General features: G+C 53.4%; 26 protein-coding genes. 19 read left to right on the top strand and 7 right to left on the bottom strand.

Features of this window, described 5'->3' with window-relative positions:
• Window positions 1–183 precede the first annotated feature (183 nt).
• Both Q9J80_RS01190 and Q9J80_RS01185 read right to left on the bottom strand, forming a co-directional pair.
• Window positions 184–1,482, bottom strand: a complete 1,299-nt coding sequence (locus tag Q9J80_RS01190) for an adenylosuccinate synthase (RefSeq protein ID WP_184910097.1) — start codon at window positions 1,480–1,482, stop codon at window positions 184–186.
• An 82-nt stretch (window positions 1,483–1,564) separates the two neighbouring features.
• Window positions 1,565–2,737 carry an ATP phosphoribosyltransferase regulatory subunit gene (locus Q9J80_RS01185; RefSeq protein ID WP_301673611.1) on the bottom strand — a complete coding sequence of 391 codons (1,173 nt, stop codon included), beginning with the start codon at window positions 2,735–2,737 and terminating at the stop codon, window positions 1,565–1,567.
• Between the two features lie 335 nt (window positions 2,738–3,072).
• On the opposite strand from Q9J80_RS01185, the gene norM reads away from it, so the two are divergent.
• The 8 genes from norM to Q9J80_RS01145 all read left to right on the top strand — a co-directional run bounded on the left by norM (window position 3,073) and on the right by Q9J80_RS01145 (window position 10,202).
• On the top strand, window positions 3,073–4,452 hold the full coding sequence (gene norM / locus Q9J80_RS01180; protein ID WP_301673610.1) for a multidrug efflux MATE transporter NorM: 1,380 nt from the start codon (window positions 3,073–3,075) through the stop codon (window positions 4,450–4,452).
• A gap of 63 nt (window positions 4,453–4,515) precedes the next feature.
• A complete protein-coding gene (locus Q9J80_RS01175; protein WP_301673609.1) occupies window positions 4,516–5,289 on the top strand; it encodes an LEM-3-like GIY-YIG domain-containing protein in 774 nt (257 codons plus the stop codon).
• A gap of 46 nt (window positions 5,290–5,335) precedes the next feature.
• Window positions 5,336–6,376, top strand: coding sequence for a UDP-N-acetylmuramate dehydrogenase (gene murB, locus Q9J80_RS01170; RefSeq protein ID WP_304671450.1), 1,041 nt, complete (start codon window positions 5,336–5,338; stop codon window positions 6,374–6,376).
• Window positions 6,377–6,387: 11 nt separating this feature from the next.
• Window positions 6,388–7,038 carry a TetR/AcrR family transcriptional regulator gene (locus Q9J80_RS01165; protein ID WP_301673607.1) on the top strand — a complete coding sequence of 217 codons (651 nt, stop codon included), beginning with the start codon at window positions 6,388–6,390 and terminating at the stop codon, window positions 7,036–7,038.
• A 47-nt stretch (window positions 7,039–7,085) separates the two neighbouring features.
• Window positions 7,086–7,892, top strand: coding sequence for an SDR family oxidoreductase (locus Q9J80_RS01160; RefSeq protein ID WP_301673606.1), 807 nt, complete (start codon window positions 7,086–7,088; stop codon window positions 7,890–7,892).
• A gap of 50 nt (window positions 7,893–7,942) precedes the next feature.
• Window positions 7,943–8,509, top strand: a complete 567-nt coding sequence (locus Q9J80_RS01155) for a ubiquinone biosynthesis accessory factor UbiJ (RefSeq protein WP_301673605.1) — start codon at window positions 7,943–7,945, stop codon at window positions 8,507–8,509.
• Between the two features lie 19 nt (window positions 8,510–8,528).
• Window positions 8,529–9,419: an NAD(+) kinase gene (locus Q9J80_RS01150; RefSeq protein WP_301673604.1), complete on the top strand. Its 891-nt coding sequence runs from the start codon at window positions 8,529–8,531 to the stop codon at window positions 9,417–9,419.
• A 24-nt stretch (window positions 9,420–9,443) separates the two neighbouring features.
• Window positions 9,444–10,202: a pseudouridine synthase gene (locus Q9J80_RS01145; protein WP_301673603.1), complete on the top strand. Its 759-nt coding sequence runs from the start codon at window positions 9,444–9,446 to the stop codon at window positions 10,200–10,202.
• A gap of 54 nt (window positions 10,203–10,256) precedes the next feature.
• On the opposite strand, the gene Q9J80_RS01140 is transcribed toward Q9J80_RS01145, so the two are convergent.
• Window positions 10,257–10,922 carry an NAD(P)H-dependent oxidoreductase gene (locus Q9J80_RS01140; protein WP_301673602.1) on the bottom strand — a complete coding sequence of 222 codons (666 nt, stop codon included), beginning with the start codon at window positions 10,920–10,922 and terminating at the stop codon, window positions 10,257–10,259.
• A 112-nt stretch (window positions 10,923–11,034) separates the two neighbouring features.
• Entirely contained in the window at window positions 11,035–11,808 is a 774-nt protein-coding gene (folE2, locus tag Q9J80_RS01135; RefSeq protein ID WP_369415224.1) for a GTP cyclohydrolase FolE2, read from the bottom strand.
• 202 nt (window positions 11,809–12,010) lie between these two features.
• Between folE2 and Q9J80_RS01130 the strand changes: the two genes are divergently transcribed.
• Window positions 12,011–13,168 (top strand): trans-sulfuration enzyme family protein, encoded by a 1,158-nt coding sequence (locus tag Q9J80_RS01130; RefSeq protein ID WP_301673600.1) that lies wholly within the window; start codon window positions 12,011–12,013, stop codon window positions 13,166–13,168.
• Between the two features lie 63 nt (window positions 13,169–13,231).
• Here the strand turns inward: Q9J80_RS01130 and hemB are convergent, their stop codons facing one another.
• Together hemB and yhbY are read right to left on the bottom strand one after the other, a co-directional pair.
• Entirely contained in the window at window positions 13,232–14,233 is a 1,002-nt protein-coding gene (hemB, locus tag Q9J80_RS01125; RefSeq protein ID WP_301673599.1) for a porphobilinogen synthase, read from the bottom strand.
• A gap of 182 nt (window positions 14,234–14,415) precedes the next feature.
• Window positions 14,416–14,700 carry a ribosome assembly RNA-binding protein YhbY gene (yhbY, locus tag Q9J80_RS01120; RefSeq protein ID WP_301673598.1) on the bottom strand — a complete coding sequence of 95 codons (285 nt, stop codon included), beginning with the start codon at window positions 14,698–14,700 and terminating at the stop codon, window positions 14,416–14,418.
• A gap of 108 nt (window positions 14,701–14,808) precedes the next feature.
• Here yhbY and Q9J80_RS01115 point away from each other — a divergent pair, with 108 nt between their 5' ends.
• The 10 genes from Q9J80_RS01115 to Q9J80_RS01070 all read left to right on the top strand — a co-directional run bounded on the left by Q9J80_RS01115 (window position 14,809) and on the right by Q9J80_RS01070 (window position 23,441).
• Complete coding sequence (locus Q9J80_RS01115) at window positions 14,809–15,429, top strand: RlmE family RNA methyltransferase (RefSeq protein ID WP_002213963.1); 621 nt, start codon at window positions 14,809–14,811, stop codon at window positions 15,427–15,429.
• A gap of 63 nt (window positions 15,430–15,492) precedes the next feature.
• A complete protein-coding gene (ftsH, locus tag Q9J80_RS01110) occupies window positions 15,493–17,460 on the top strand; it encodes an ATP-dependent zinc metalloprotease FtsH (protein ID WP_301673597.1) in 1,968 nt (655 codons plus the stop codon).
• Window positions 17,461–17,681: 221 nt separating this feature from the next.
• Window positions 17,682–18,113: a type II toxin-antitoxin system RatA family toxin gene (locus tag Q9J80_RS01105; RefSeq protein ID WP_301673749.1), complete on the top strand. Its 432-nt coding sequence runs from the start codon at window positions 17,682–17,684 to the stop codon at window positions 18,111–18,113.
• Window positions 18,106–18,384, top strand: coding sequence for an RnfH family protein (locus Q9J80_RS01100; RefSeq protein WP_002217575.1), 279 nt, complete (start codon window positions 18,106–18,108; stop codon window positions 18,382–18,384). Before Q9J80_RS01105 ends, Q9J80_RS01100 begins: the two co-directional genes overlap by 8 nt.
• 52 nt (window positions 18,385–18,436) lie before the next feature.
• The gene (pth, locus tag Q9J80_RS01095; RefSeq protein ID WP_301673596.1) at window positions 18,437–19,015 is read left to right on the top strand and encodes an aminoacyl-tRNA hydrolase; all 579 of its coding nucleotides are present in this window, start codon (window positions 18,437–18,439) and stop codon (window positions 19,013–19,015) included.
• Between the two features lie 59 nt (window positions 19,016–19,074).
• Window positions 19,075–19,281, top strand: coding sequence for a dioxygenase (locus Q9J80_RS01090; protein WP_301673595.1), 207 nt, complete (start codon window positions 19,075–19,077; stop codon window positions 19,279–19,281).
• Entirely contained in the window at window positions 19,278–19,637 is a 360-nt protein-coding gene (locus Q9J80_RS01085) for a VanZ family protein (RefSeq protein WP_301673594.1), read from the top strand. Before Q9J80_RS01090 ends, Q9J80_RS01085 begins: the two co-directional genes overlap by 4 nt.
• Before the next feature lie 228 nt (window positions 19,638–19,865).
• A complete protein-coding gene (locus tag Q9J80_RS01080; RefSeq protein WP_301673593.1) occupies window positions 19,866–21,281 on the top strand; it encodes an SLC13 family permease in 1,416 nt (471 codons plus the stop codon).
• A 105-nt stretch (window positions 21,282–21,386) separates the two neighbouring features.
• A complete protein-coding gene (locus tag Q9J80_RS01075) occupies window positions 21,387–21,896 on the top strand; it encodes a peptidylprolyl isomerase (protein WP_039854612.1) in 510 nt (169 codons plus the stop codon).
• A gap of 162 nt (window positions 21,897–22,058) precedes the next feature.
• A complete protein-coding gene (locus Q9J80_RS01070; protein WP_304672649.1) occupies window positions 22,059–23,441 on the top strand; it encodes a phosphomannomutase/phosphoglucomutase in 1,383 nt (460 codons plus the stop codon).
• Between the two features lie 55 nt (window positions 23,442–23,496).
• Here Q9J80_RS01070 and Q9J80_RS01065 read toward each other — a convergent pair whose 3' ends face one another.
• Entirely contained in the window at window positions 23,497–24,252 is a 756-nt protein-coding gene (locus tag Q9J80_RS01065) for an amino acid ABC transporter ATP-binding protein (RefSeq protein WP_304672651.1), read from the bottom strand.

The following is a 24,252-nucleotide window of genomic DNA, read 5'->3' as shown; positions in this document are numbered from 1 at the left end:
AGCAGTACGGTTTTTTCATAGTAAACCAATGCCGTCTGAAAACATCGGGTTTGCCATACCGGATACGCCGCATTGATATATCCCCGACAAACCGTTTCCGGACAGAGAATATCAGATAAAACAGCGGTAAAAATGCCGTCTGAAACCAATTAGGGCTTCAGACGGCATTTTCACTGCAAAACCTTATGCGAACGGATGATGCAGCACAATCGTTTCCTCGCGGTCGGGGCCGGTGGAGACGATGGCGACCGGTGCGCCACAGACTTCTTCAATCCGTTTCAAATATGCTTTGGCGTTTTCGGGCAATGCGTCGTAGTTTTTCACGCCGAAGGTCGATTCGCGCCAGCCGGGCATAGTTTCGTAAATCGGCTTGCAGGTTTCCACCGCGTCCGAACCACAAGGCAGGATGTCGGTTTTGCCGCCGTCGGGCAATTCGTAGCCGACACAGATATTGATGGTTTCAACGCCGTCCATTACATCAAGTTTGGTAATGCACATACCGGAAATGCCGTTGATTTGAATGGAGCGTTTCAGGGCGGCGGCATCGAACCAGCCGCAACGGCGCGCGCGGCCGGTTACCGAACCGAATTCGTGTCCGCGTTCCGCCAAACCTGCGCCTACTTCGTCGAACAATTCGGTCGGGAACGGGCCCGAACCGACGCGCGTGGTATAGGCTTTGACGATGCCCAAAACATAATCCAGCATTTGAGGACCTACGCCCGCGCCTGCCGAAGCCGCGCCGGCGAGGCAGTTGGACGAGGTAACGAAGGGGTAAGTGCCGTAGTCGATATCCAACAACGCACCTTGCGCGCCTTCAAACAGCAGTTTTTCACCGTTTTTGTTTTTTTCGTTCAACACGCGGGACACGTCGGCAATCATCGGCGCAATGCGCGGCGCGACTTTTTCGATAACCGCCATCACGTCTTCCGCTTTAACAGGTCCGGCGTTGTGCAGGTATTGGAGTTGGACGTTGTAATAGGCAAGGACGGCATCCAGTTTTTCACGTAGTTTTTCAGGATGCAGCAAATCGGCGGCGCGGATGGCGCGGCGTGCCACTTTGTCTTCGTAGGCGGGGCCGATGCCGCGTCCGGTCGTGCCGATTTTGCCTTTGCCGCGCGATGCTTCGCGGGCTTGGTCGAGCGCGATGTGGTAAGGCAGGATCAGCGGGCAGGTCGGCGCGATTTTCAAACGGCCTTCGACGTTTTTCACGCCCGCCGCGTTCAACTCGTCGATTTCGCCCAACAGGGCTTCGGGGGAAACGACAACGCCCGAACCGATAAAGCAATCCAATCCTTCGTGCAGGATGCCGCTCGGAATCAGGCGCAAAATGGTTTTTTTGCCGCCGACGACCAAAGTATGACCCGCATTGTGACCGCCTTGGAAGCGCACGACACCGCCGGCTTCTTCCGCCAGCCAGTCAACGATTTTACCTTTACCCTCGTCGCCCCACTGTGCGCCGATTACTACAACATTTTTAGCCATAGCCATATAACCTATCGATATTAAAAATTATTGCGGAAATCCCCAAACCGGTGCGGCTTTGCGCCACGCCTCGGTTTGCCTTTCATCCGCTATGAACGGGTATTTGGCATTTCACGACCTGCCAAACGCCGTCCGTCTTTTTCAGACGGCCTGCAAGCTCTTCCGAAACATTGTGTCCGATACCGTAGTCAATCACGACACACTGCCCTTGTTCACGCAAGGCTTCGACTGCTTCGCGCGCCGCTTCGGCATCTTCCGCATCGACCAACACGGCGGGCTGCCGTTCGATGGCGGGCAAACGCCCGATAAAGCTGCGCAAGTCGAAACTGAATCCCGTTGCCGGGCGCGCCCTGCCGAAATATCCGCCCAATCCGTCATAACGCCCGCCTCTCGCGACCGCGTCGTGGAAATCGGCGGCATAGGCGGCATACAGCAAGCCCGTGTGGTAATTGTCGACACGCAGCTCGGACAAGTCGATATGGATTTCATTATCGGGAAATGCGTCGCACACCGCCTGCAATTCGTCCAACGCGCCGCCGACCGCCGACAAATCCGGCAACCGTCCGCGCGCGTCGGACAACACTTCCCGCCCGCCGTACAGGCGCGGCAGCAGCGAGAATGCTTTTGCCCACATACCGTCCAGCTTCCAAGCCTTGACCTGCGCTTCGACCGCCCCGGTATCTTTATCCTGCATCAGCGACAAAAGTTCTGCCGATTGCTCGGCATTGAGATGCGCCGCATCGGATAGGGCGCGGAATACGCCGATATGCCCCAGCGACAGCAAAACTTCGCCCATATCGGCAATCTTCATACTTTTGAGCATCAGGTCAATCAGTTCGATATCCGCCCGGATGTCGGCGAAACCGTACATTTCTGCCCCTGCCTGCAAGGGTTCGCGCATATTCAGCAGACCGTCGGGCTGCGCGTGCAACACGGAGCCTGCGTAACACAACCGGTTAATCCCTTGGTTGGCGGACAAAAGATGGGCATCGATACGCGCCACCTGCGGCGTAATATCGGCACGGATGCCCAACTGCCTACCGCTCAACTGATCGACCACTAAAATGGTTTTCAACGACAAGCCTGCGTCAATATGCGTCAGCAGGGAGTGGCTGTATTCCATCAACGGGGGTTGGACCAACTCGTAACCGTGTACGCGGAACAGTGCCAACAACTGCTCGCGCGCGCTTTCAAGCTGCCGCGCGTTCGTGGGCAGTACGTCGGCGATATGTTCCGGAAGCTGCCATGTCTGCATGAGAATCTGCCTTCTATTTTATTTTGCAAACACAAAAGGCTGCCCGATCCGCAATCAGACGGCATCTTTGCCGCAACGCATCACGCCGCTGTCAAAACGGCGATGCTTCCTTCCGATTCAGAATCCGAACAGCCCCTGTCCGACGGCTCAATGCCGTCAAGTTGTTAAAACCAAACTTTACCATAAAATACACACAATCTGAATATACTTTTATACCCTGTATCCGCCTTCTGACGGCACGGCATTTTTTTACTATATAATGTGCACCACTATTTCTCATCACTCCCTGCTGCCGTTTTTTTGTTTCAGACGGCATTTTTGTTGATTGAACACTTATGCTGCTCGACCTCGACCGCTTTTCCTTTTCCGTCTTCCTGAAAGAAATCCGCCTGCTCGCCTCCCTTGCCCTGCCCATGCTGCTGGCGCAGGTCGCTCAGGTGGGCATCGGTTTCGTCGATACCGTGATGGCGGGCGGTGCGGGTAAGGAAGATTTGGCGGCGGTGGCTTTGGGCAGCAGCGCGTTTGCCACGGTTTATATTACCTTTATGGGCATTATGGCGGCGTTGAACCCGATGATTGCCCAGCTTTACGGCGCGGGTAAAACCGACGAAGTGGGCGAAACGGGGCGGCAGGGGATTTGGTTCGGGCTGTTTTTGGGCGTGTTCGGCATGGCATTGATGTGGGCGGCGATTACGCCGTTCCGCAACTGGCTGACCTTGAGCGATTATGTGGAAGGCACGATGGCGCAGTATATGTTGTTTACCAGCCTGGCGATGCCGGCGGCAATGGTGCACCGCGCGCTGCACGCCTACGCCTCCAGCCTGAACCGCCCGCGCCTGATTATGTTGGTCAGCTTCGCGGCGTTTGTGTTGAACGTGCCGCTGAACTATATTTTCGTTTACGGCAAATTCGGTATGCCCGCTTTGGGCGGCGCGGGCTGCGGACTGGCGACGATGGCGGTGTTTTGGTTCAGCGCGCTGGCATTGTGGATTTATATCGCCAAGGAAAAATTCTTCCGCCCGTTCGGGCTGACGGCGAAATTCGGCAAACCGGATTGGGCGGTGTTCAAACAGATTTGGAAAATCGGCGCGCCCATCGGACTGTCTTATTTTTTGGAAGCCAGCGCATTTTCGTTTATCGTGTTTTTGATTGCGCCCTTCGGCGAGGATTATGTGGCGGCGCAGCAGGTCGGCATCAGTTTGTCGGGGATTCTCTATATGATTCCGCAAAGCGTCGGCTCGGCGGGGACGGTGCGCATCGGCTTTTCATTAGGACGGCGCGAATTTTCGCGGGCGCGTTATATTTCGGGCGTGTCGCTGGCGTTGGGTTGGATGCTCGCCGTGATTACCGTGCTTTCTTTGGTATTATTCCGTTCGCCGCTGGTAAGTATGTACAACAATGATCCGGCGGTTTTAAGCATCGCTGCCACCGTCCTGCTGTTCGCCGGCTTGTTCCAACCTGCAGACTTCACCCAATGTATCGCGTCCTATGCCCTGCGCGGCTACAAAATCACAAAAGTGCCGATGTTCATCCACGCCGCCGCCTTCTGGGGTTGCGGCCTGCTGCCGGGCTACCTGCTCGCCTACCGTTTCGATATGGGCATTTACGGCTTCTGGACGGCATTGATCGCCTCACTCACCATCGCAGCCGTCGCCTTGGTGTGGTGCTTGGAATTGTGCAGCAGGGAGATGGTCAGATCGCATAAGGTCGTCTGAAATTTCTTTCAGACGACCTCCATTGATATTCCATTTACGACTTATTCACTTTTAAGGAAAAAAATGTTTTCAACTTCCATTATAGAAAAACTTGCTTACTATATTTATTGCTTGATTGACCCTAGAGACGGCAATATTTTCTATGTAGGTAAAGGCGTGGGCAATCGCGTTTTCCATCATGCCCTAGGTTCATTACAAGAAACAGAAACGCCAAGTGATAAAATTGCTTTGATTAGGGAAATACATAAAAGCGGACACCAGCCCGTGTATTACATTCTGCGGCACAACATCCAAACAGACAAACAGGCTTTTGAATATGAAGCGATGGCAATAGACCTACTCTCCCTAGTCAAGCCGAGCCAGCAGCCGCTGACTAATATTCAAGGCGGCACGCATTCTTCAGAAGTAGGATTAATGAGTTTGCCCGAATTAAAACGAAAATATGATGCGCAAGAATTAAAAACTGATAAACTTATTGTTTTAATTACGATTAATAATGAATACGAGAAACTGAAAAAAAGTATTAGATCCGGAAATATTCCTGAAGCCAATAGGAATAAGGAAATTTACGAACGCACACGGAAATATTGGAAAATCGGAAGCCGACGTGAAAAAGCAAAATATGCAGTTGCAGTCTATCGCGGCTGGACATTAGCAGTATATGAAATCGAAAGATGGATTTCTGCCGACGATATTATTCAAGGCCGTTGGATGTTTGAAGGCAAGCCGTTGCCAAAAGAGTCCGACATTTATCAAGAAATCGTAGACAAGCTGACCTATTCTTCCCAAGAAAACTATAAAGCTCCCCAAAACCCCATTACCTATCGTAATTGTTAAATAGTAAGTTTTCAGACGACCTGAATCCACAAAATCACAAATCATCATGCAACCCATCCAATACCAAACCGACCTCACACCCTACAACACCTTCGGTCTTCGCGCCCAAGCCCAAGCCTTTATCGCGCTCGAACACGCCGACGAGTTGCGCGACATCATCCGACTGCCCGAGTTCAACCGCGATACTGTTTTATGGCTCGGCGGCGGCAGCAATATCCTTTTGATGCAGGATTACGACGGCTTGGTCGTACACATGGAAAACAAGGGCATACGCGAGATTACGCGTTCAGACGGCATGGTTCTGATTGAAGCGCAGGCGGGCGAAATTTGGCACGATTTTGTCCTGCACACCGTCGCGCTGGGTTTAAGCGGTTTGGAAAACCTGAGCCTGATTCCGGGTACGGTCGGCGCGTCGCCCGTGCAGAATATCGGCGCATACGGCGTGGAGGCGAAAGACGTAATTCACAGCGTGCGCTGCTTCGATTTGGATACGGAAACCTTTGTAACCCTTTCCAATGCCGACTGCCGCTTCGCCTACCGCGAAAGCCTGTTCAAGCAGGAAGGCAAAGGGCGTTATGTGATTGTTTCGGTCGTATTTGCATTAAAAACGCATTTTGTGCCGAACTTGAGCTACGGCGATTTGGCGGCGAAGGTTGCCGAACTGAGCGCGGGCAGAGCACCGACGGCGAAAGACGTTTCCGATGCGGTGTGCGCCATCCGCAACAGCAAATTACCCGACCCGAAAGTTTTGGGCAATGTCGGCAGTTTCTTTAAAAACCCCGTCGTCAGCGCAGAAAAAGCCGCCACCCTGTTGCAGCAGCATCCCGATATGCCGCGCTATCAGCAGCCCGACGGTTCGGTCAAACTCGCCGCCGGCTGGCTGATCGACCAATGCCGTCTGAAAGGCTTCCAAATTGGCGGCGCGGCGGTACACGACCGGCAGGCTCTGGTTTTGGTGAACAAAAACAATGCTTCTTCAGACGACATCTGGAAACTGGCGCAACACGTCTGCAATACAGTATTTACTCGATTTCAGGTAGAATTACACGCCGAACCCAATTGGCTGCCTGCTTCGTTCAGCCTATAAATCCAAGGAGTATGCCCGTGACCCGCATTGCAAAAACCAATACTTACACCCGCATCATCGACGCCAGCCTTGCGCTTTTCAACGAGGAAGGCGAGCGCAACATCAGTACCAACCATATCGCGGCACATTTGGGCATCAGTCCGGGCAATCTCTATTACCACTTCCGCAACAAAGACGAAATCATCGTCCAGCTCTTCAAACGTTACAGCGAAGCCCTGCTGGCATACCTGAATGAAGCCGTGTTGCCGTCTGATGTCGAAGATTCCATCAACTATATGGCAGGGATTTACGATGTGATGTGGGAATACCGTTTCCTCTTCAGCGACGTGAACACCCTGCTTGCGCGCAGTACCGAACTTTTGGGCGAGCACAACACCTTCACCCAAGCCAAAGTCTCCCCGCTCTTGGTCAACCTGCTCACCCAGCTCAACGGCCTGAACATCATCCAAGCCGACCAAACTGCTATGAACGACCTCGCCGTCAATATGTGGATGGTCACGAAATATTGGTTCGACTTCGACAGCTCACTGCGCGGGCGTACCAAGCTGACCGAAGACTCCAAAGCACGCGGCATCCGCCGCACCTTAAGCCTCCTGCGTCCTTATCTTTTGCCCGAACACCGCGCGGAATACGACCGGAAAATCAGCAGTACGCATTCATAATTTCCATACCGTCTGAGCTTATTTTCAGACGGCATTCATCTATAAACATGATACATACACCCCCTTCCGCCTCCCCCGACGCATCTATCTTAGGCTTAGGCTATCTCGGCCGTCCTTTGGCGCAGAAACTTTACGAACACGGCAGCCGCGTTGCCGCCGTCAAACGCAGCCTGACTTCGGACGATATCAATCTGCCCATACACCTCGATACCATCGACCTCAATCAAGACAGCGTGTTTCAAAGCGCGAACCTTGCCCGCGATACAAGCTTTTGGCAGCACCACGCCGACAAACCCGTCTGGTTCTTCCTGCTGCCGCCCTCCTCGCTGACGCATTACGCCGATACCGTCAAACAATGGGCAGAACTTGCCTGGGCGTGTAACGTGCAACACCTGATTTTCACGAGCAGCACCAGTGTTTACGGCGATAAGGCGCGCGAATGCGACGAAACCACCCGACCTGACCCGCAAACCGAGTCCGCCCGACAAATCCTCGCCGCCGAACAACACCTGCTCGACAGCGGCGTTCCGAACATCGACATCCTGCGGCCGGGCGGGCTTTATTGCGCCGAACGCCATCCCGTCAGCCGCCTTGTTCAAAAGCAAAACATCCAAGGCGGCAACTGGCCTGTCAATATCGTCCACCGCGACATCGTCGTCGAAAGCCTGTTTCAGACGGCATTCAAACCCGGCGGCAGGCGGCTGAAAAACATTATCGAACCGCGCCACCCGACACGCCGCGAATTTTATACGGAAGAAGCCGCCAAACTCGGCCTGCCCGCGCCGGATTTCGCACCCGACGACAGCGTGGGCAAAATCATCCGTACCGTTTGCGATAACGGCTTAAGCCTGTAAAATAAGCGGCAACAGCAACAAACAGGCATTCTCCGCCCCAATCAGAAAATATGTCCGCCCTCCTCCCCATCATCAACCGCCTGATTCTGCAAAGCTCGGACAGCCGCTCGGAACTTGCCGCCTTTGCAGGCAAAACACTGACCCTGAACATTGCCGGGCTGAAACTGGCGGGACGCATTACAGAAGACGGTTTGCTCGCGGCGGGAAACGGCTTTGCAGACACCGAAATCATCTTCCGCAACAGCGCGATACAGAAAATCCTCCAAGGCGGCGAACCCGGGGTGGGCGACATCGGGCTCGAAGGCGACCTCATCCTCGGCATCGCGGTACTGTCCCTGCTCGGCAGCCTGCGTTCCCGCGCATCGGACGAATTGGCACGGATTTTCGGCACGCAATCAGACATCGGCAGCCGTGCCGCCGACATCGGACACGGCATCAAACAAATCGGCAGGAACATCGCCGAACAAATCGGCGGATTTTCCCGCGAACCCGAGTCCGCAAACATCGGCAACGAAGCCCTTGCCGACTGCCTCGACGAAATAAGCAGACTGCGTGACGACGTTGCCCGCCTCAACGAACGCCTCGACAGGCTCGAACGCGACATTTGGATAGACTAACCTTCAGACGGCATCCGACATGAACAGTCCTTTTCACAACATCGGCATCGTAACCCGCCCCAACACACCCGACATCCAAGATACTGCACATACACTGATTACCTTTTTGAAGCAGCACAGCTTTACCGTCTATCTCGACGAAGTCGGCATAAAGGAAGGCTGCATCTATACCCAAGACACCGTCGGCTGCCACATTGCCAACAAAACCGAACTGGGGCAATACTGCGACTTGGTCGCCGTCTTAGGCGGAGACGGCACCTTTCTCTCTGCCGCCCGAGAAATCGCCCCGCGCGCCGTTCCGATTATCGGCATCAACCAAGGTCATTTGGGCTTTCTTACCCAAATTCCCCGCGAATATATGACAGACAAGCTATTGCCTGTTTTAGAAGGAAAATACCTTGCCGAAGAGCGCATCCTGATTGAAGCCGCACTGATCCGCGAAGGCAAAACCGCCGAACGCGCCCTCGCCCTCAACGATGCCGTCCTCTCCCGTGGCGGTGCCGGACAGATGATTGAATTTGAAGTCTTCGTCAATCAGGAATTCGTCTATACACAACGTTCGGACGGGCTGATTGTCTCCACCCCCACCGGATCGACCGCCTATTCGCTTGCCGCCGGCGGTCCCATCATGCAGGCAGGATTACACGCCTTCACACTCGTACCCATCTGTCCGCAATCCATGACCAACCGCCCTATCGCCATTTCCGACGCATCTGAAATAGAAATCCTCGTTACCCAAAGCGGCGACGCCCGTGTTCATTTCGACGGACAATCCTTCATCGACGTGCAAAACCTCGACCGCATCACCATCCGCCGCTACCGAAACCCCTTACGCATCCTACATCCGACCGACTACCAATATTTCAAAACCCTGCGCCAAAAACTGCACTGGGGCGAGCAATTAGTCTAAGCCGGCCTTTACCCGAAAGTATCCATGAATTCCAAAATTTCCTCCGACCATACAGAAGATACCATGCGCCTGTCCAAACGTATGGCGCAACTGGGGCTTTGTTCGCGCCGCGAAGCCGACGGCTACATCGAACAGGGCTGGGTAACGGTCAACGGCAAAACCGCCGTACTCGGTCAGAAAGTTTCACCGGCCGACCGTATCGAACTAAACAAGAAAGCCCACGAACAGCAGGCGGCACGCATTACCATCCTGCTGAATAAACCCGTCGGCTATGTCAGCGCACAAGCGGAAAAAGGCTATAAATCCGCCGCCGAACTGATTACCCCTGAAAACCGCTGGGAAGGCGACACCGGCCGCATACATTTCGATCCGAAACACAAAATCGGCCTCGCCCCCGCCGGCAGGCTGGACATCGACTCGGTCGGATTGCTGGTATTGACGCAGGACGGCCGTATCGCCAAGCAGCTTATCGGCGAAAACAGCGGCAGTGAAAAAGAATATTTGGTGCGCGTGCGCGGAAAATTGGACGAAAAAGGACTTGCCTTACTGAATCACGGATTGAGTTTGGACGGCGAGAAACTGCGTCCCGCCCAAGTAGAATGGCAAAACGAAGACCAACTGCGCTTCGTGTTGAAACAGGGTAAAAAGCGGCAAATCCGCCGTATGTGCGAACTGGTCGGACTGCGCGTCGTCGGGCTGAAACGCATCCGCATGGGCAAGGTCAAACTCGGCAGGCTACCGCCCGGTAAATGGCGTTATCTCGCTCCCGGAGAATCGTTTTAAATAAGCATTAAAAAATGCCGTCTGAAAATCCTTGCGTTTTCAGACGGCATTGCCTTATGCCCAAATAACGGTTTCTTCCAACGGCCTGCGCGCTTTCGTGGCGATTTCCTGAACCCGGTAGCCGAATGTCGCGGCAACGGACACACCCCATTCTGCCGCATCGAACAAACCGAACTGCCCGGACAATACGCGTTCCATATCGGCATAGTTGAAACCTTCCACCGGGCAGGAATCGATACCTGCCATCGCCGCACCCGTCATCATGTTGGCTAACGCGATATAGGTCTGGCGGCAGCACCAGTCAAACAAGGCGCGCGAATCGTCCAAAATCTTGATGTCGTCAGCTTGAAACGCCTGATACCTCGCCAAAGATTTTGCCACGGCATCCGGTTCGGTAACGCCGCGCCGTTTGAGGCTTTCCAACATAAACGGGCTGTCGAAGTGGGCATTTTTCTTCGCCAAAAACACCACCAAATGACTGGCGGTATCCAAAGCATCCGCCATACCCCAAGAAAACGGCTTGATTGCCTGTCGGATTTCGGGATTTTGAACCACAACAAACTGCCAAGGCTCCGAACCGACCGAACTGGGCGACAAACACCCGAGTTCTAAAATAAACTGAAAATCCTCGGCACTGATTTTGCGTGCCGCATCGTAATACCGGCACGATTTGCGGTTTTTAAATGCGGATAGAACCTGCTCTTTGCTTAATACTGTCATCGTGCATCCTTTATTACTTTTATTGCAAATTGATTTCAAACCGATACGGCGGCAGATTCGCGAATGCCGCCCCAATGCCTTTCAGACGGCATTTGGGTCATCGCAAACACGCCTACGGATACGCGATATAGGCATAAGCCGAATGGTTGTGGATAGATTCGAAATTCTCGCTCTCGACAACGAAACTCTTGATGCGTTTGTCGGCAATCAGCGAAGTAGCGACATCGCGCACCATATCTTCCACGAATTTCGGGTTTTCGTAGGCTTTTTCGGTAACATATTTTTCATCGGGGCGTTTGAGCAGGCCGTAGAGTTGGCAGCTTGCCTGCGCCTCCACATAATCGATGACTTCCTCAATACCGACTTCGGCATCGGCAGTCAGGCTGACGGTAACGTGCGAACGCTGATTATGCGCGCCATATTGAGAAATTTCTTTGGAACACGGACAAAGCGAGGTTACGGGAATCATGACCTTCATACTGTGGCCGTATGCCCCGTCTTTGATTTCGCCCGTGAGACAGACATCATAATCCAGTAAGGACCGAATACCGGAAACCGGCGCGGTTTTCTTGCGGAAAAACGGAAAAGAAACGCTGATTCTGCCGGCGCGGGAATCCAAAAGCGCGACCATTTCGGCAGTCAGCCTATGCAATTGTGCGAAATCCAAGGCTTCAGAATGTTGCTCCATCAATGCGACAAAGCGCGACATATGCGTACCCTTCTGCTCGGCGGGCAGGTAAACCGTCATGGTCAGACGGGCAACGGTGGACTGGATGCCTTCTGCAGTTTGCAGGGTAATCGGAAAGCGCAGGTCTTTAATGCCGACCTGATTGATCGGCAGGTTGCGTAAATCTCTGCTGGATTGCACGTCTGCAATGGCGTTCATGCGTTGTTTGTCCTTAATATTCAGATAATTATTGAGATGTGTGTATTGTATGGCAGGCAGATGCCGTCTGAAAAAACGCTGTTGGCCGCCTGCCTGCAAATGCGAGATTATATCACTTGCTTTTGGCGGCTGCATTGATTGTTTCTATTTTCGGGATAGTGATAAAATCCCGACTTATTCATATCTTACAAGGCAGAAACAGATGAAATTCGCCACGAAAGCCATTCATTCCGGCTACGATTGCGACGAACACAACCGCGCGCTGATGCCGCCGATTTATCAAAACAGTATGTTTGCGCTGCACGAAATCGGCGAAAATGTGCCTTACCGCTACTCGCGCCTGAGCAACCCGACCCGTCAGATTTTAGAAGACACCGTTGCCGATTTGGAACACGGTGCGGCAGGTTTTGCGTTTTCCAGCGGTATGGCGGGAATTGATGCCGTATGGCGCACTTTCCTACGCCCGGGCGATACCATTGTCGCCGTCGCCGATATTTACGGCGGCGCGTATGACTTATTGGTCGATGTTTATCAAAAATGGGGAGTGAACGTTGTTTTTGCCGATTTGGGCAATCCCAATAATTTGGACGAATTGCTTAAAGCGCACAAGGTCAAACTGGTTTGGCTGGAAACGCCGTCCAATCCACTTTTACGCTTGGTAGACATCAAAGTCCTTGCCGCAAAAGCCAAAGCGGTCGGCGCACTGGTCGGCATCGACAATACTTTTGCCACGCCGTATCTGCAACAGCCCTTGGATATGGGTTGCGATTTTGTATTCCATTCCGCTACCAAATATTTGTGCGGCCATTCCGACGTATTGATGGGCGTAGTCGTTGCCAAAACTAAAGAGCTGGCGCAGCCTTTACACGACATGATGGTGCATACCGGCGCGATTGCAGGCCCGATGGACTGCTGGCTGGTGTTACGCGGTATCAAAACATTGGCCTTGCGCATGAATGCCCATTGCCAAAACGCACTCGAAATCGCGCGCCGTTTGGAAGCCCATCCTGCCATTGAAAAAGTGTTCTATCCCGGCCTGCCGTCGCACGAGCATTACGAACTGGCGAAAACACAAATGCCCAAAGGCATCGGCGGCGTGGTTACGGTTTATCTCAAAAACGACACGCGTGAAGCGGCTAATAGCGTGATTAAAAACATGAAACTGGTCAAAATGGCTTCCAGCCTCGGCGGCGTGGAAAGTTTGGTCAACCATTGCTATTCCCAATCCCACAGCGGCGTGCCGCATGATGTGAAAATGGAAATGGGCATCAAACTCGGCCTGCTGCGTTTCTCTATCGGCATTGAAGACGTAGATGATATTTGGAACGATATTTCTGCCGCACTGGATACGACTGTATAATCCACGCAAAATGCCGTCTGAAACCATAGTTTCAGACGGCATTTCAATATTGCGAATCAAATATCAACGCTTCAGCATCTTTGCCGCCTCAATGGCGTAATAGGTCAAAATCCCGTCCGCACCCGCACGTTTGAATGCCAGCAGGCTTTCCAAAACCACTTTGCCGCCGTCCAGCCATCCGTTGGCAACCGCCGCCTGCAGCATCGCATATTCGCCCGAAACCTGATAGGCATAAGTCGGTACGCCGAACTCGTCCTTCACGCGGCGGACAACGTCCAAATACGGCAAACCGGGCTTGACCATCACCATATCCGCACCTTCCTGAATGTCCAACGCCACTTCGTGCAACGCCTCATCGGTATTTGCCGGATCCATCTGGTAGGTTTTCTTGTCCGCCTTGCCCAAATTGCCCGAACTGCCCACCGCATCGCGGAACGGCCCGTAAAACGCCGAAGCATATTTGGCAGAATACGCCATAATCCGCGTGTGGATATGCCCGGCATCCTCCAACGCCTCGCGAATCGCACCAATACGCCCGTCCATCATATCGGAAGGGGCAACGACCTGCGCACCCGCTTCAGCGTGGCACAAAGCCTGCTTGACCAAAACCTCGACGGTTTCATCGTTCATCACATAACCGTTTTCGTCCGTCAGCCCGTCCTGACCGTGAACCGTATAAGGATCGAGCGCGACATCCGTCATAATGCCCAGTTCGGGAAATCTCTCGAGCAAGGCGCGGACGGCTGCCGGCACGAGTCCTTCGGGATTGTACGCCTCCTCCGCACGCTCGGTTTTGTTTGCCGTAACCACGGGAAAGAGTGCCAACATCGGAATACCGAGCTTCACCGCCTCCTCCGCCGTAAACAGCAGCCTGTCCAAACTCTGACGCTTCACACCCGGCATAGAAGGCACATCCTCCTCGCGCGCCGACCCCTCCAATACGAACACCGGATAAATCAAATCATCGGCGGTCAGCGTATGCTCGCGCATCAGGCGGCGTGAAAAATCATCCCTGCGCATACGGCGCATACGCGAAGCCGGAACATTGCGGTAAGGAAACTGCATAATCCCTCCAATCATCCTGTCAACAATTCAAATCATACAGAAGCCGCCGCAACTTGCAGACGGCATCGGGCGGTAATCAAAATCCGTTTTCACCGGAAAGGGTTTCGGCACGCCGGAATGCCGCGCCGGAGGACAGCGTCCCGCCCGTTAAAGAACAATAGCAAAACAACCGCTTCAGGCTGTCAGGCTTCGATATTCTTACGCCACAATACCAAAAGTTTTCCGATATGCTGAACCAGTTGCGCATCAACCGCCTCACATAAGGCATTGCAGATTTCGATGCGTTCGGCACGGTCGTCGCCGAATACGCGCACCTTAATCAACTCGTGCGCCGTCAGTGCTGCATCGGTTTCCTTGATGACCGCGTCCGTCAAACCCTGCTGACCGACCATCACAACAGGATGGAGATGGTGCGCGCGCGCTTTCAGTTCCAAAATTTCTTTGGTATTCAATTTGCTATCCGTCATTTTCCTACTGCTTGAATAAAAAGAATAATGCGGCATTGTACGCGATTTGGCACGGCAACGGCAAAATTAACGTACAATACGCGGTTTCATTCCGACCCGCGAACCACTATGGCTGTACGTTCCAAATCCTCAAAAGCGTGGCTGCACGAACACGTCAACGATCATTACGTCCATATGGCACAAAAAGACGGCTACCGCGCCCGTGCCGCATACAAACTTTTGGAAATCAACGAAAAAGACAAGCTGATCAAACCCGGCACGGTACTTGCCGACTTGGGCAGCGCACCGGGAAGCTGGTCGCAGGTTGCCGCCAAACTGACGGGGACTTCCGGAGCAGTTTTCGCCTTGGACATCCTGCCTATGGAAGCCATAGGGGGCGTGTCCTTCATTCAGGGCGACTTCCGCGAGAACGACGTACTGGCACAATTTGAAACCTTGTTGGACAACCGCCCGCTCGACCTTGTAATTTGCGATATGGCACCCAATATGTCGGGCAATGCCGTAAGCGATCAGGCACGCAGCTTTTATCTGTGCGAACTGGCTTTGGACTTCGCCTCGCAACACCTGAAAACCGGAGGCAGCTTTTTGGTCAAAGTCTTTCAGGGTGCAGGCTATCAGGAATATATGGCAGCCATGCGCGAAATTTTCGGCACGGTGCAGACGCGCAAACCCGAAGCCTCGCGCAATCGCTCCAGTGAGATTTATTTATTGGGCAAAAATAAACGCTGACAATACAGACGGCGTGTTTTACAATCATTTCCGTTTTACACCTCAATTATGGAGCCTTGCTAAGTGGGGAACACCTTTAAATCAATCCTTGTCTGGGTCGCCTTGGGTATCGGTCTGATGGCTGCGTTCAACGCTTTAGACGGTAAAAAAGAAGACAACGGACAAATCGAATATTCTCAGTTCATCCAACAGGTCAACAACGGCGAAGTATCCGGCGTCAACATCGAAGGATCCGTCGTCAGCGGTTACCTGATTAAAGGCGAGCGCACCGACAAAAGCACCTTCTTTACCAACGCGCCTTTGGACGACAACCTAATCAAAACGCTTTTAGACAAAAACGTCCGCGTAAAAGTAACGCCGGAAGAAAAACCGAGCGCGCTGACTGCCCTGTTTTACAGCCTGCTGCCCGTCCTGCTGCTGATTGGCGCATGGTTCTACTTTATGCGTATGCAGACGGGCGGCGGCGGAAAAGGCGGCGCATTCTCCTTCGGCAAAAGCCGCGCCCGCCTGCTGGACAAAGATGCCAATAAAGTGACCTTTGCCGATGTCGCCGGCTGCGACGAAGCCAAAGAAGAAGTGCAGGAAATCGTCGATTACCTGAAAGCCCCGAACCGCTATCAAAGCTTGGGCGGGCGCGTACCGCGCGGCATCCTGCTGGCGGGCAGCCCGGGTACGGGTAAAACCCTGCTGGCAAAAGCCATTGCAGGCGAAGCCGGCGTGCCGTTCTTCAGTATCTCCGGTTCCGATTTTGTCGAAATGTTTGTCGGTGTCGGCGCGAGCCGCGTCCGCGATATGTTCGAGCAGGCGAAGAAAAACGCCCCCTGTATCATCTTTATTGATGAAATCGACGCAGTAGGCCGCCAACGCGGCGCAGGATTGGGCGGCGGCAACGACGAGCGCGAGCAAACATTAAACCAATTATTGGTTGAAATGGACGGTTTTGAGAGCAACCAAACCGTCATCGTCATTGCGGCAACCAACCGCCCCGACGTACTCGACCCCGCGCTGCAACGCCCCGGCCGTTTCGACCGCCAAGTCGTCGTCCCCCTGCCGGACATCCGGGGGCGCGAACAGATTTTGAACGTCCATTCTAAAAAAGTGCCTTTGGACGAATCCGTGGATTTATTGTCCCTCGCGCGCGGCACGCCGGGCTTTTCCGGTGCGGACTTGGCGAACTTGGTCAACGAAGCCGCCCTGTTTGCCGGCCGCCGCAACAAAGTCAAAGTCGATCAGAGCGATTTTGAAGATGCCAAAGACAAAATCTATATGGGTCCGGAACGCCGCAGTATGGTGATGCACGAAGACGAAAAACGTGCGACGGCGTATCATGAGTCCGGACACGCGATTGTTGCCGAAAGCCTGCCCTTTACCGACCCCGTCCACAAAGTAACCATTATGCCGCGCGGACGCGCACTGGGCCTGACTTGGCAGCTTCCGGAGCGCGACCGCATCAGTATGTATAAAGATCAGTTGTTGAGCCAACTCTCCATCCTGTTCGGCGGACGGATTGCCGAAGACATCTTCGTCGGACGCATCTCCACCGGCGCATCAAACGACTTTGAACGCGCAACCCAAATGGCGCGCGAAATGGTGACGCGCTACGGTATGAGCGACAAAATGGGCGTGATGGTTTATGCGGAAAACGAAGGCGAAGTCTTCTTGGGACGCAGCGTAACCCGTTCGCAAAATATTTCCGAGAAAACCCAGCAGGACATCGATGCGGAAATCCGCCGGATTCTGGACGAGCAGTATCAGGTTGCCTACAAAATCCTCGATGAAAACCGCGACAAGATGGAAACGATGTGCAAAGCCCTGATGGAATGGGAAACCATCGACCGCGATCAAGTGCTGGAAATTATGGCGGGCAAACAACCCAGTCCGCCCAAGGATTACAGCCACAACCTGCGCGAGAATGCGGATGCGGCGGAAGATAACGCGCCGCACGCTCCGGCTCGGGAAAAAACCGGAGCACCTGCCCCGGCAGACACCGCTTCGACAAAGTCCGGGCAGCAGCCTGAAAACAAGGCTTAACTCCCCGAACAAACGGCAGCCCGCAAGCTGCCGTTTTCCCATCCCGTTTTCAGACGGCATTTTCCGCCCAATGCCGTCTGAAACGCCAAAGCCGTATCGGTTTTTGCGAATCTGCGATATGGCGGTTTAAATTGAAATCAGAACGGGGCAAGGCTATACCGGTTTAAAATTAAACCGCTATAATACCGCCCTTCGAATACACGACCGCATTGGTGATGCCCGTGAAAAAAGTTGAAAAAAACATCTTGGTGCTGCACAGCGCGGACAAAATGTTCGAGCTGGTCGACAAGGTTGAGGATTACCCGAACTTTCTACCGTGGTACAGCAAAACCGAGGTCATCGGGCGCAACGACAACGAACTGAAGGCGCGGCTGTTTATGGACTATATGCACGTTCGCCAATCATTCGCCACGCACAACCGCAACATCCCCGGCAGGGAAATCCGTATGGAACTGCTCGAAGGCCCGTTCAAAACCTTGCGTGGAACGTGGAAATTCATCGATTTGGGCGACGATATGTGCAAAATCGAATTCAATTTGGAATACGATTTTTCCAATGCCGTTTTGTCTGCCTTAATTTCCCCCGTATTCAACCACCTTTCCGCCACGCTGGTCGAGGCGTTCGTTAAAGAGGCGGATCGCCGTTATGCTTGAAATTGAGATTGTGTACGGTCTGCCCGACCGGCAGGTTTTGAAAACGATGCAGCTTGCCGAGGGAACAACCGTCCGCGCCGCCGCACTGCAAAGCGGTTTGGACGGCATATTTGAAGATTTAAACCTGCATTCCGCGCCTTTGGGCATTTTCGGCAAAGCCGTCAAAGACGATACGCCGCTGCGCGACGGCGACCGCATCGAAGTGTACCGCCCGCTGTTGATCGACCCCAAAGAAGCGCGCCGCAAACGCGTTCAAAATCAAGAAGAATAACCATGCCGTCTGAAGTCTTCAGACGGCATTCGACAGAAACACGGAAAATATCATGTCAAACACAATCAAAATGGTTGTCGGCTTGGGCAACCCGGGCAAAGAATACGAACAGACCCGCCACAATGCGGGTTTTTGGTTCCTCGACGAACTGGCTTGGAAGTGGAAGGCTTTGTTTAAAGAAGAAAAAAAATTCTTCGGCGAAGTTGCCCGCGCCACCCTGCCCGACGGCGATGTTTGGCTGCTCAAACCGGCCACGTTCATGAACCGTTCCGGACAGGCGGTTGCCGCGCTTGCACAGTTTTATAAAATCAAACCCGAAGAAATCCTCGTCGTCCACGACGAACTCGACATCCCTTGCGGACGGATCAAATTCAAACTCGGCGGCGGAAACGGCGGACACAATGGGTTGAAAGACATTCAGGCACGGCTCGGTACGGCCGACTATTACCGCCTGCGCCTCGGTATCGACCACCCGGGCGACCGCAACCTCGTCGTCGGCTATGTCCTGAACAAACCCAGTGCGGAACACCGCCAACAGATTGACGATGCCATCGCCAAATCCCTGCAGGCCATACCCGACATCATTTCCGGCAAATGGGAAGAAGCAACACGTTTCCTGCACAGCAAATGACCCTATGCCGTCTGAAGCCCCTTCAGACGGCATTCCCGCCATCAGCGAGAACCCGCACTATGTCCAAACTCAACCGGCTCATCCAAACCGAATCCGTTGCCGTCATTGAAGAAACTTTAAATTTCCTGCTGTACGAATGCAGCATCGACGACGCACCGTCTGCCGAAGAAGTGGCACAATGGCGCGATATGCTGGCCGCACGCGGCGGAAAATTCCTGCGCCTGTCCAAAATCTGCCAAACGTGGCTGGACGAGGAGGCAGCATGAAGCTGCCGCGCAACCGCTTTGCCCTGCTTTCGGCATTGTGGTTTGCCGGCGGCATCTATGCGCTGCTCAAACCCGCCGAAACCGCGCCGCCGCCTTTTCCGCATTTTGACAAAGTGGCGCACCTCGCCCTGTTTTTCGCACAAATCTGGCTTCTGACCAAAGCATTCAGAACCGGAAAACTTCCCATCCCCTACCGCAGCCTGATTGCGTTCGCCTTCTGTTTTGCCGTAGTCAGCGAATGCGCTCAGGCATGGTTTACCGCAACGAGAACCGGCAGTTTGGGCGATGTCCTTGCCGATATGGCGGGTACGGTTCTCGCACTCTTTGCCGCCCGCGCCGCCTGCCGCCCGGACTGAATCGGTTTATTTCTCCCAAACAGGATGAATCCCCTCGATGCATCCTGTTTTTCTCCTTACATATCAATCCCATCTCATAAACAAAACCGACAAATCGTTTACAATATATTTACACTACATCGGATTACAAATATACTCGAACCAGTTGCAGAACCGGCGGTTTCGCAGACCGTTTCGAATTGCACGACACAAAAGAAAAACCGATTTTGTTGCCTTAAAGGAGCATTCATGAACCTGCATGCAAAGGACAAAACCCAGCATCCCGAAAACGTCGAGCTGCTCAGTGCGCAGAAGCCGATTACCGACTTTAAGGGTCTGCTGACCACCATCATTTCCGCCGTCGTCTGTTTCGGCATTTACCACATCCTGCCTTACAGTCCCGATGCCAATAAAGGTATCGCGCTGCTGATTTTCGTTGCCGCACTTTGGTTTACCGAAGCCGTCCACATTACCGTAACCGCACTGATGGTGCCGATTCTCGCCGTCGTACTCGGTTTCCCCGACATGGACATCAAAAAGGCAATGGCAGGTTTCGCCGATCCGACAATTTATATCTTCTTCGGCGGTTTCGCACTCGCCACCGCCCTGCATATGCAGCGTCTCGACCGCAAAATCGCCGTCAGCCTGCTGCGCCTGTCGCGCGGCAATATGAAAGTGGCGGTTTTGATGTTGTTCCTCGTTACCGCCTTTCTGTCCATGTGGATCAGCAATACCGCCACCGCCGCGATGATGCTGCCTTTGGCAATGGGTATGATGAGCCACCTCGACCAGGAAAAAGAACGCAAAACCTATGTCTTTGTTTTGCTCGGCATCGCCTACTGCGCCAGTATCGGCGGCTTGGGAACAGTCGTCGGTTCGCCGCCGAACATGATTGCCGCCAAAGCCCTGAATCTTGATTTCGTCAGCTGGATGAAACTCGGTCTGCCCATGATGCTGTTGATTCTGCCGCTGATGCTGTTCTCCATGTACGTCATCCTTAAGCCCAACCTGAACGAACGCGTGGAAGTCAAAGCCGAATCGATTCCGTGGACTTTGCACCGCGTTATCGCATTGCTGATTTTCCTTGCCGCTGCCGTCTCTTGGGTATTCAGTGCCAAAATCAAAGCCGCATTCGGTATTTCCAACCCCGATACCGTTATCGCCCTGATTGCCGCCGTTGCCGTCGTCGTATTCGGCGTGGCGCAATGGAAGGAAGTCGCCCGCAACACCGACTGGGGCGTATTGATGCTCTTCGGCGGCGGTATCAGCCTGAGTGCGCTGCTGCAATCTTCCGGCGCATCTGAAGCACTGGGTCAGCAAGTTGCTTCCACGTTCTCCCATTCTCCCGCATTGCTGGTGATTTTCGTGGTTGCCGCCTTCATCATCTTCCTGACCGAGTTCACCAGTAACACGGCTTCTGCCGCCCTGCTTGTGCCTATTTTCGCCAGTATCGCCGCGCAAATGGGGCTGCCCGAACAAGTCTTGGTATTCGTCATCGGTGTCGGCGCATCTTGTGCCTTTATGCTGCCGGTTGCCACACCGCCTAACGCGATTGTGTTCGGCACGGGCTTAATCAGGCAACGCGAAATGATGAATGTCGGCATACTGCTGAACATCCTCTGTATCGCGCTGGTTTCGCTGTGGGCATACTTCTTCCTGATGTAAATCCGATTCCCTAAAACGATGCCGTCTGACATAATCCGTTCAGACGGCATTGGATTTTCCGCAAGCCTCCCAATTTTGCCTGTGATTTTCAACGAAAGGAAATATATGATTATCCTGCACACCAACAAAGGCGACATCAAAATCGAACTCGATTTCGACAAAGCCCCCGTTACCGCCAAAAACTTTGAACAATACGTCAAAGATGGCTTCTACGACGGCGTAATCTTCCACCGCGTCATCAAAGGCTTCATGATTCAAGGCGGCGGCATGGATGAAAACATGAACGAAAAAGAAACGCGCGATCCGATTCAAAACGAAGCGTCCAACGGCCTGCCCAACGATAAATACACCATCGCCATGGCACGCACTTCCGACCCCCATTCCGCCAGTGCGCAATTCTTCATCAACACTGCCGACAATGCCTTCCTCAACCACCGCTCCAAAGAAATGTACGGCAGAACCGTCGTACAAGACTGGGGTTACGCCGTATTCGGCAAGGTAGTCGACGGTTTTGACGCTGTCGACGCCATCGAAGGCGTATCCACCAAACGCCACGGCTACCATGACGACGTACCGACCGAACCTGTCATCATCATTAAAGCCGAAGCGGTATAAACCGGCAATCCGAAAGCAGCCTGCACAAAGGCTGCTTTTTTTGTTTCAGGCGGCATAAAATCCAAGCACATATGCCGTCTGAACACCTCCCGCAGGCCTTCGGACAATGTTGCAACGTGTTAAAATAGCCTCCTTTCCTGAAACCACAACAAGGAAACCATCATGGCAAATATTGCCCGCGACATCTTCAAAGCCTACGACATCCGAGGCATTGTCGATAAAACCCTGACCAACGAAGCCGCCTATCTCATCGGCAAAGCCATCGCCACCAGAGCCGCCGAAAAAGGTATTACCCGCATCGCACTCGGACGCGACGGCCGTTTGAGCGGCCCCGGCCTGATGGCACAAATCCAACGCGGTTTTACCGACAGCGGCATCGACGTCCTCAACGTCGGCATGGTTGCCACGCCCATGCTGTATTTCGCCGCCATCAACGAATGCGGCGGCAGCGGCGTGATGATTACCGGCAGCCACAATCCGCCTGATTACAACGGTTTCAAAATGATGCTCGGCGGCGACACGCTCGCAGGCGAAGCCATTCAAGAACTTTTAGCTATTGTTGAGAAAGACGGCTTTGTTGCCACCGACAAACAAGGCAACGTAACCGAAAAAGACATCTCCGACGAATACCACAACCACATCGTCGGCCACATCAAACTCAAACGCCCCATGAAAATCGCTATCGACGCAGGCAACGGTGTCGGCGGCGCATTTGCAGGCAAACTCTACAAAGGTTTGGGCAATGAAGTGACCGAACTTTTCTGCGAAGTGGACGGCAATTTCCCTAATCACCACCCTGATCCTTCCAAACCCAAAAACCTGCAAGATTTGATTGACGCACTGAAAAACAGCGATGCCGAAATCGGCTTGGCATTTGACGGCGATGCCGACCGCTTGGGCGTGGTCACCAAAGACGGCAACATCATCTATCCAGACCGCCAATTAATGCTTTTCGCGCAAGACGTGTTGAGCCGCAATCCTAAAGCCAAAGTGATTTTCGACGTCAAATCCACCCGTCTGCTCGCGCCTTGGATTAAAGAACACGGCGGCGAACCTGTGATGGAAAAAACCGGCCACAGCTTCATCAAATCCACCATGAAAAAAACCGGCGCACTGGTTGCCGGCGAAATGAGCGGTCACGTTTTCTTTAAAGAACGCTGGTTCGGCTTCGACGACGGCATGTATGCCGGTGCACGCCTCTTGGAAATCCTGTCTGCCTTCGACAATCCGTCCGAAGTGTTGAACAAGCTGCCGCAAAGCATTTCCACCCCCGAACTCAACATCAACCTGCCGGAAGGCAGCAACGGCCACAAAGTGATTGAAGAGTTGGCTGCCCATGCCAAGTTTGAAGGTGCGACCGAAATCATCACCATCGACGGCTTGCGCGTTGAATTCCCTGACGGCTTCGGCCTGATGCGTGCTTCCAATACCACGCCGATTCTGGTGTTGCGTTTTGAAGCGGATACGCAAGAAGCGATTGAGCGTATTCAAAACCAATTCAAAGCAGTCATTGAAAGCAATCCGAATCTAATCTGGCCTCTGTAAAAATAGAAAAAATGCCGTCTGAAAGTTTCAGACGGTATTTTTCACACATGGTTAATCAAATCTTGGCAGATTGGATTTGGCTTAAAAATCTCCGCGTCCGTTCGTGTTTGGGGTGGTCAAACAATTCTTTCGGGCTGCCCTGCTCTACGATAACGCCGCCGTCCATCACGACGACGGTCGTGGCAACTTCCAGCGCGAACTTGATTTCGTGGGTCACGACGACCATCGTCCAACCTTCCCGCGCCAATTCCTTCATAGCGTTCAACACGTCTTGCACCAACTCGGGGTCGAGTGCGGAAGTCGGTTCGTCAAACAGCATCAGCTCGGGCTGAATCGCCAATGCGCGGGCGATGCCGACGCGCTGTTGCTGACCGCCGGAAAGCTGGTAGGGATAAAGGTCAACCTTGTCGCCCAAACCGACTTTTTCAAGCAATTTCAAAGCTTCTTCGCGCGCTTGGGCGGCAGGTTTGCCTTGTACGGCAACCGGTCCTTCCATCACGTTTTCCAACGCAGTTTTGTGCGGAAAGAGGTTGTATTGTTGGAACACCATGCCGGACTTGCGGCGCAGTGCCAAAATATCGTGTTTGCTTGGTTTTTTGGCAAAATCGATGCTTAATGGCTGCTCGTTGTCAAACTCGATCTGACCTTGTTCAGGCATTTCCAGCGCGTTTAAACAGCGCAGAAACGTCGTTTTGCCCGAGCCGGAAGGCCCGAGGATGACGACCACCTGCCCTTTGCCCACATCCAAATCGATGCCGCGCAAAATGGTGTTTTCGCCGAAGGTCTTATGGATATTGCGGATTTTAATCAT

The sequence above is a fragment of the Neisseria blantyrii genome (assembly GCF_962747855.1).
In the GTDB taxonomy this organism is placed as follows: domain Bacteria; phylum Pseudomonadota; class Gammaproteobacteria; order Burkholderiales; family Neisseriaceae; genus Neisseria; species Neisseria viridiae.
Note: the sequence above shows the minus strand (reverse complement) of the source record. Positions and strands in the feature narration are given on the sequence as shown.

Bases quoted from the DNA above. Each gene is read 5' to 3' on its own strand.
- Q9J80_RS01190 (WP_184910097.1), bottom strand. From the start codon at position 1,482: ATGGCTAAAAATGTTGTAGTAATCGGCGCACAGTGGGGCGACGAGGGT.
- Q9J80_RS01185 (WP_301673611.1), bottom strand. From the start codon at position 2,737: ATGCAGACATGGCAGCTTCCGGAACATATCGCCGACGTACTGCCCACG.
- norM (WP_301673610.1), top strand. From the start codon at position 3,073: ATGCTGCTCGACCTCGACCGCTTTTCCTTTTCCGTCTTCCTGAAAGAA.
- Q9J80_RS01175 (WP_301673609.1), top strand. From the start codon at position 4,516: ATGTTTTCAACTTCCATTATAGAAAAACTTGCTTACTATATTTATTGC.
- murB (WP_304671450.1), top strand. From the start codon at position 5,336: ATGCAACCCATCCAATACCAAACCGACCTCACACCCTACAACACCTTC.
- Q9J80_RS01165 (WP_301673607.1), top strand. From the start codon at position 6,388: ATGCCCGTGACCCGCATTGCAAAAACCAATACTTACACCCGCATCATC.
- Q9J80_RS01160 (WP_301673606.1), top strand. From the start codon at position 7,086: ATGATACATACACCCCCTTCCGCCTCCCCCGACGCATCTATCTTAGGC.
- Q9J80_RS01155 (WP_301673605.1), top strand. From the start codon at position 7,943: ATGTCCGCCCTCCTCCCCATCATCAACCGCCTGATTCTGCAAAGCTCG.
- Q9J80_RS01150 (WP_301673604.1), top strand. From the start codon at position 8,529: ATGAACAGTCCTTTTCACAACATCGGCATCGTAACCCGCCCCAACACA.
- Q9J80_RS01145 (WP_301673603.1), top strand. From the start codon at position 9,444: ATGAATTCCAAAATTTCCTCCGACCATACAGAAGATACCATGCGCCTG.
- Q9J80_RS01140 (WP_301673602.1), bottom strand. From the start codon at position 10,922: ATGACAGTATTAAGCAAAGAGCAGGTTCTATCCGCATTTAAAAACCGC.
- folE2 (WP_369415224.1), bottom strand. From the start codon at position 11,808: ATGAACGCCATTGCAGACGTGCAATCCAGCAGAGATTTACGCAACCTG.
- Q9J80_RS01130 (WP_301673600.1), top strand. From the start codon at position 12,011: ATGAAATTCGCCACGAAAGCCATTCATTCCGGCTACGATTGCGACGAA.
- hemB (WP_301673599.1), bottom strand. From the start codon at position 14,233: ATGCAGTTTCCTTACCGCAATGTTCCGGCTTCGCGTATGCGCCGTATG.
- yhbY (WP_301673598.1), bottom strand. From the start codon at position 14,700: ATGACGGATAGCAAATTGAATACCAAAGAAATTTTGGAACTGAAAGCG.
- Q9J80_RS01115 (WP_002213963.1), top strand. From the start codon at position 14,809: ATGGCTGTACGTTCCAAATCCTCAAAAGCGTGGCTGCACGAACACGTC.
- Q9J80_RS01100 (WP_002217575.1), top strand. From the start codon at position 18,106: ATGCTTGAAATTGAGATTGTGTACGGTCTGCCCGACCGGCAGGTTTTG.
- pth (WP_301673596.1), top strand. From the start codon at position 18,437: ATGTCAAACACAATCAAAATGGTTGTCGGCTTGGGCAACCCGGGCAAA.
- Q9J80_RS01090 (WP_301673595.1), top strand. From the start codon at position 19,075: ATGTCCAAACTCAACCGGCTCATCCAAACCGAATCCGTTGCCGTCATT.
- Q9J80_RS01085 (WP_301673594.1), top strand. From the start codon at position 19,278: ATGAAGCTGCCGCGCAACCGCTTTGCCCTGCTTTCGGCATTGTGGTTT.
- Q9J80_RS01080 (WP_301673593.1), top strand. From the start codon at position 19,866: ATGAACCTGCATGCAAAGGACAAAACCCAGCATCCCGAAAACGTCGAG.
- Q9J80_RS01075 (WP_039854612.1), top strand. From the start codon at position 21,387: ATGATTATCCTGCACACCAACAAAGGCGACATCAAAATCGAACTCGAT.
- Q9J80_RS01070 (WP_304672649.1), top strand. From the start codon at position 22,059: ATGGCAAATATTGCCCGCGACATCTTCAAAGCCTACGACATCCGAGGC.
- Q9J80_RS01065 (WP_304672651.1), bottom strand. From the start codon at position 24,252: ATGATTAAAATCCGCAATATCCATAAGACCTTCGGCGAAAACACCATT.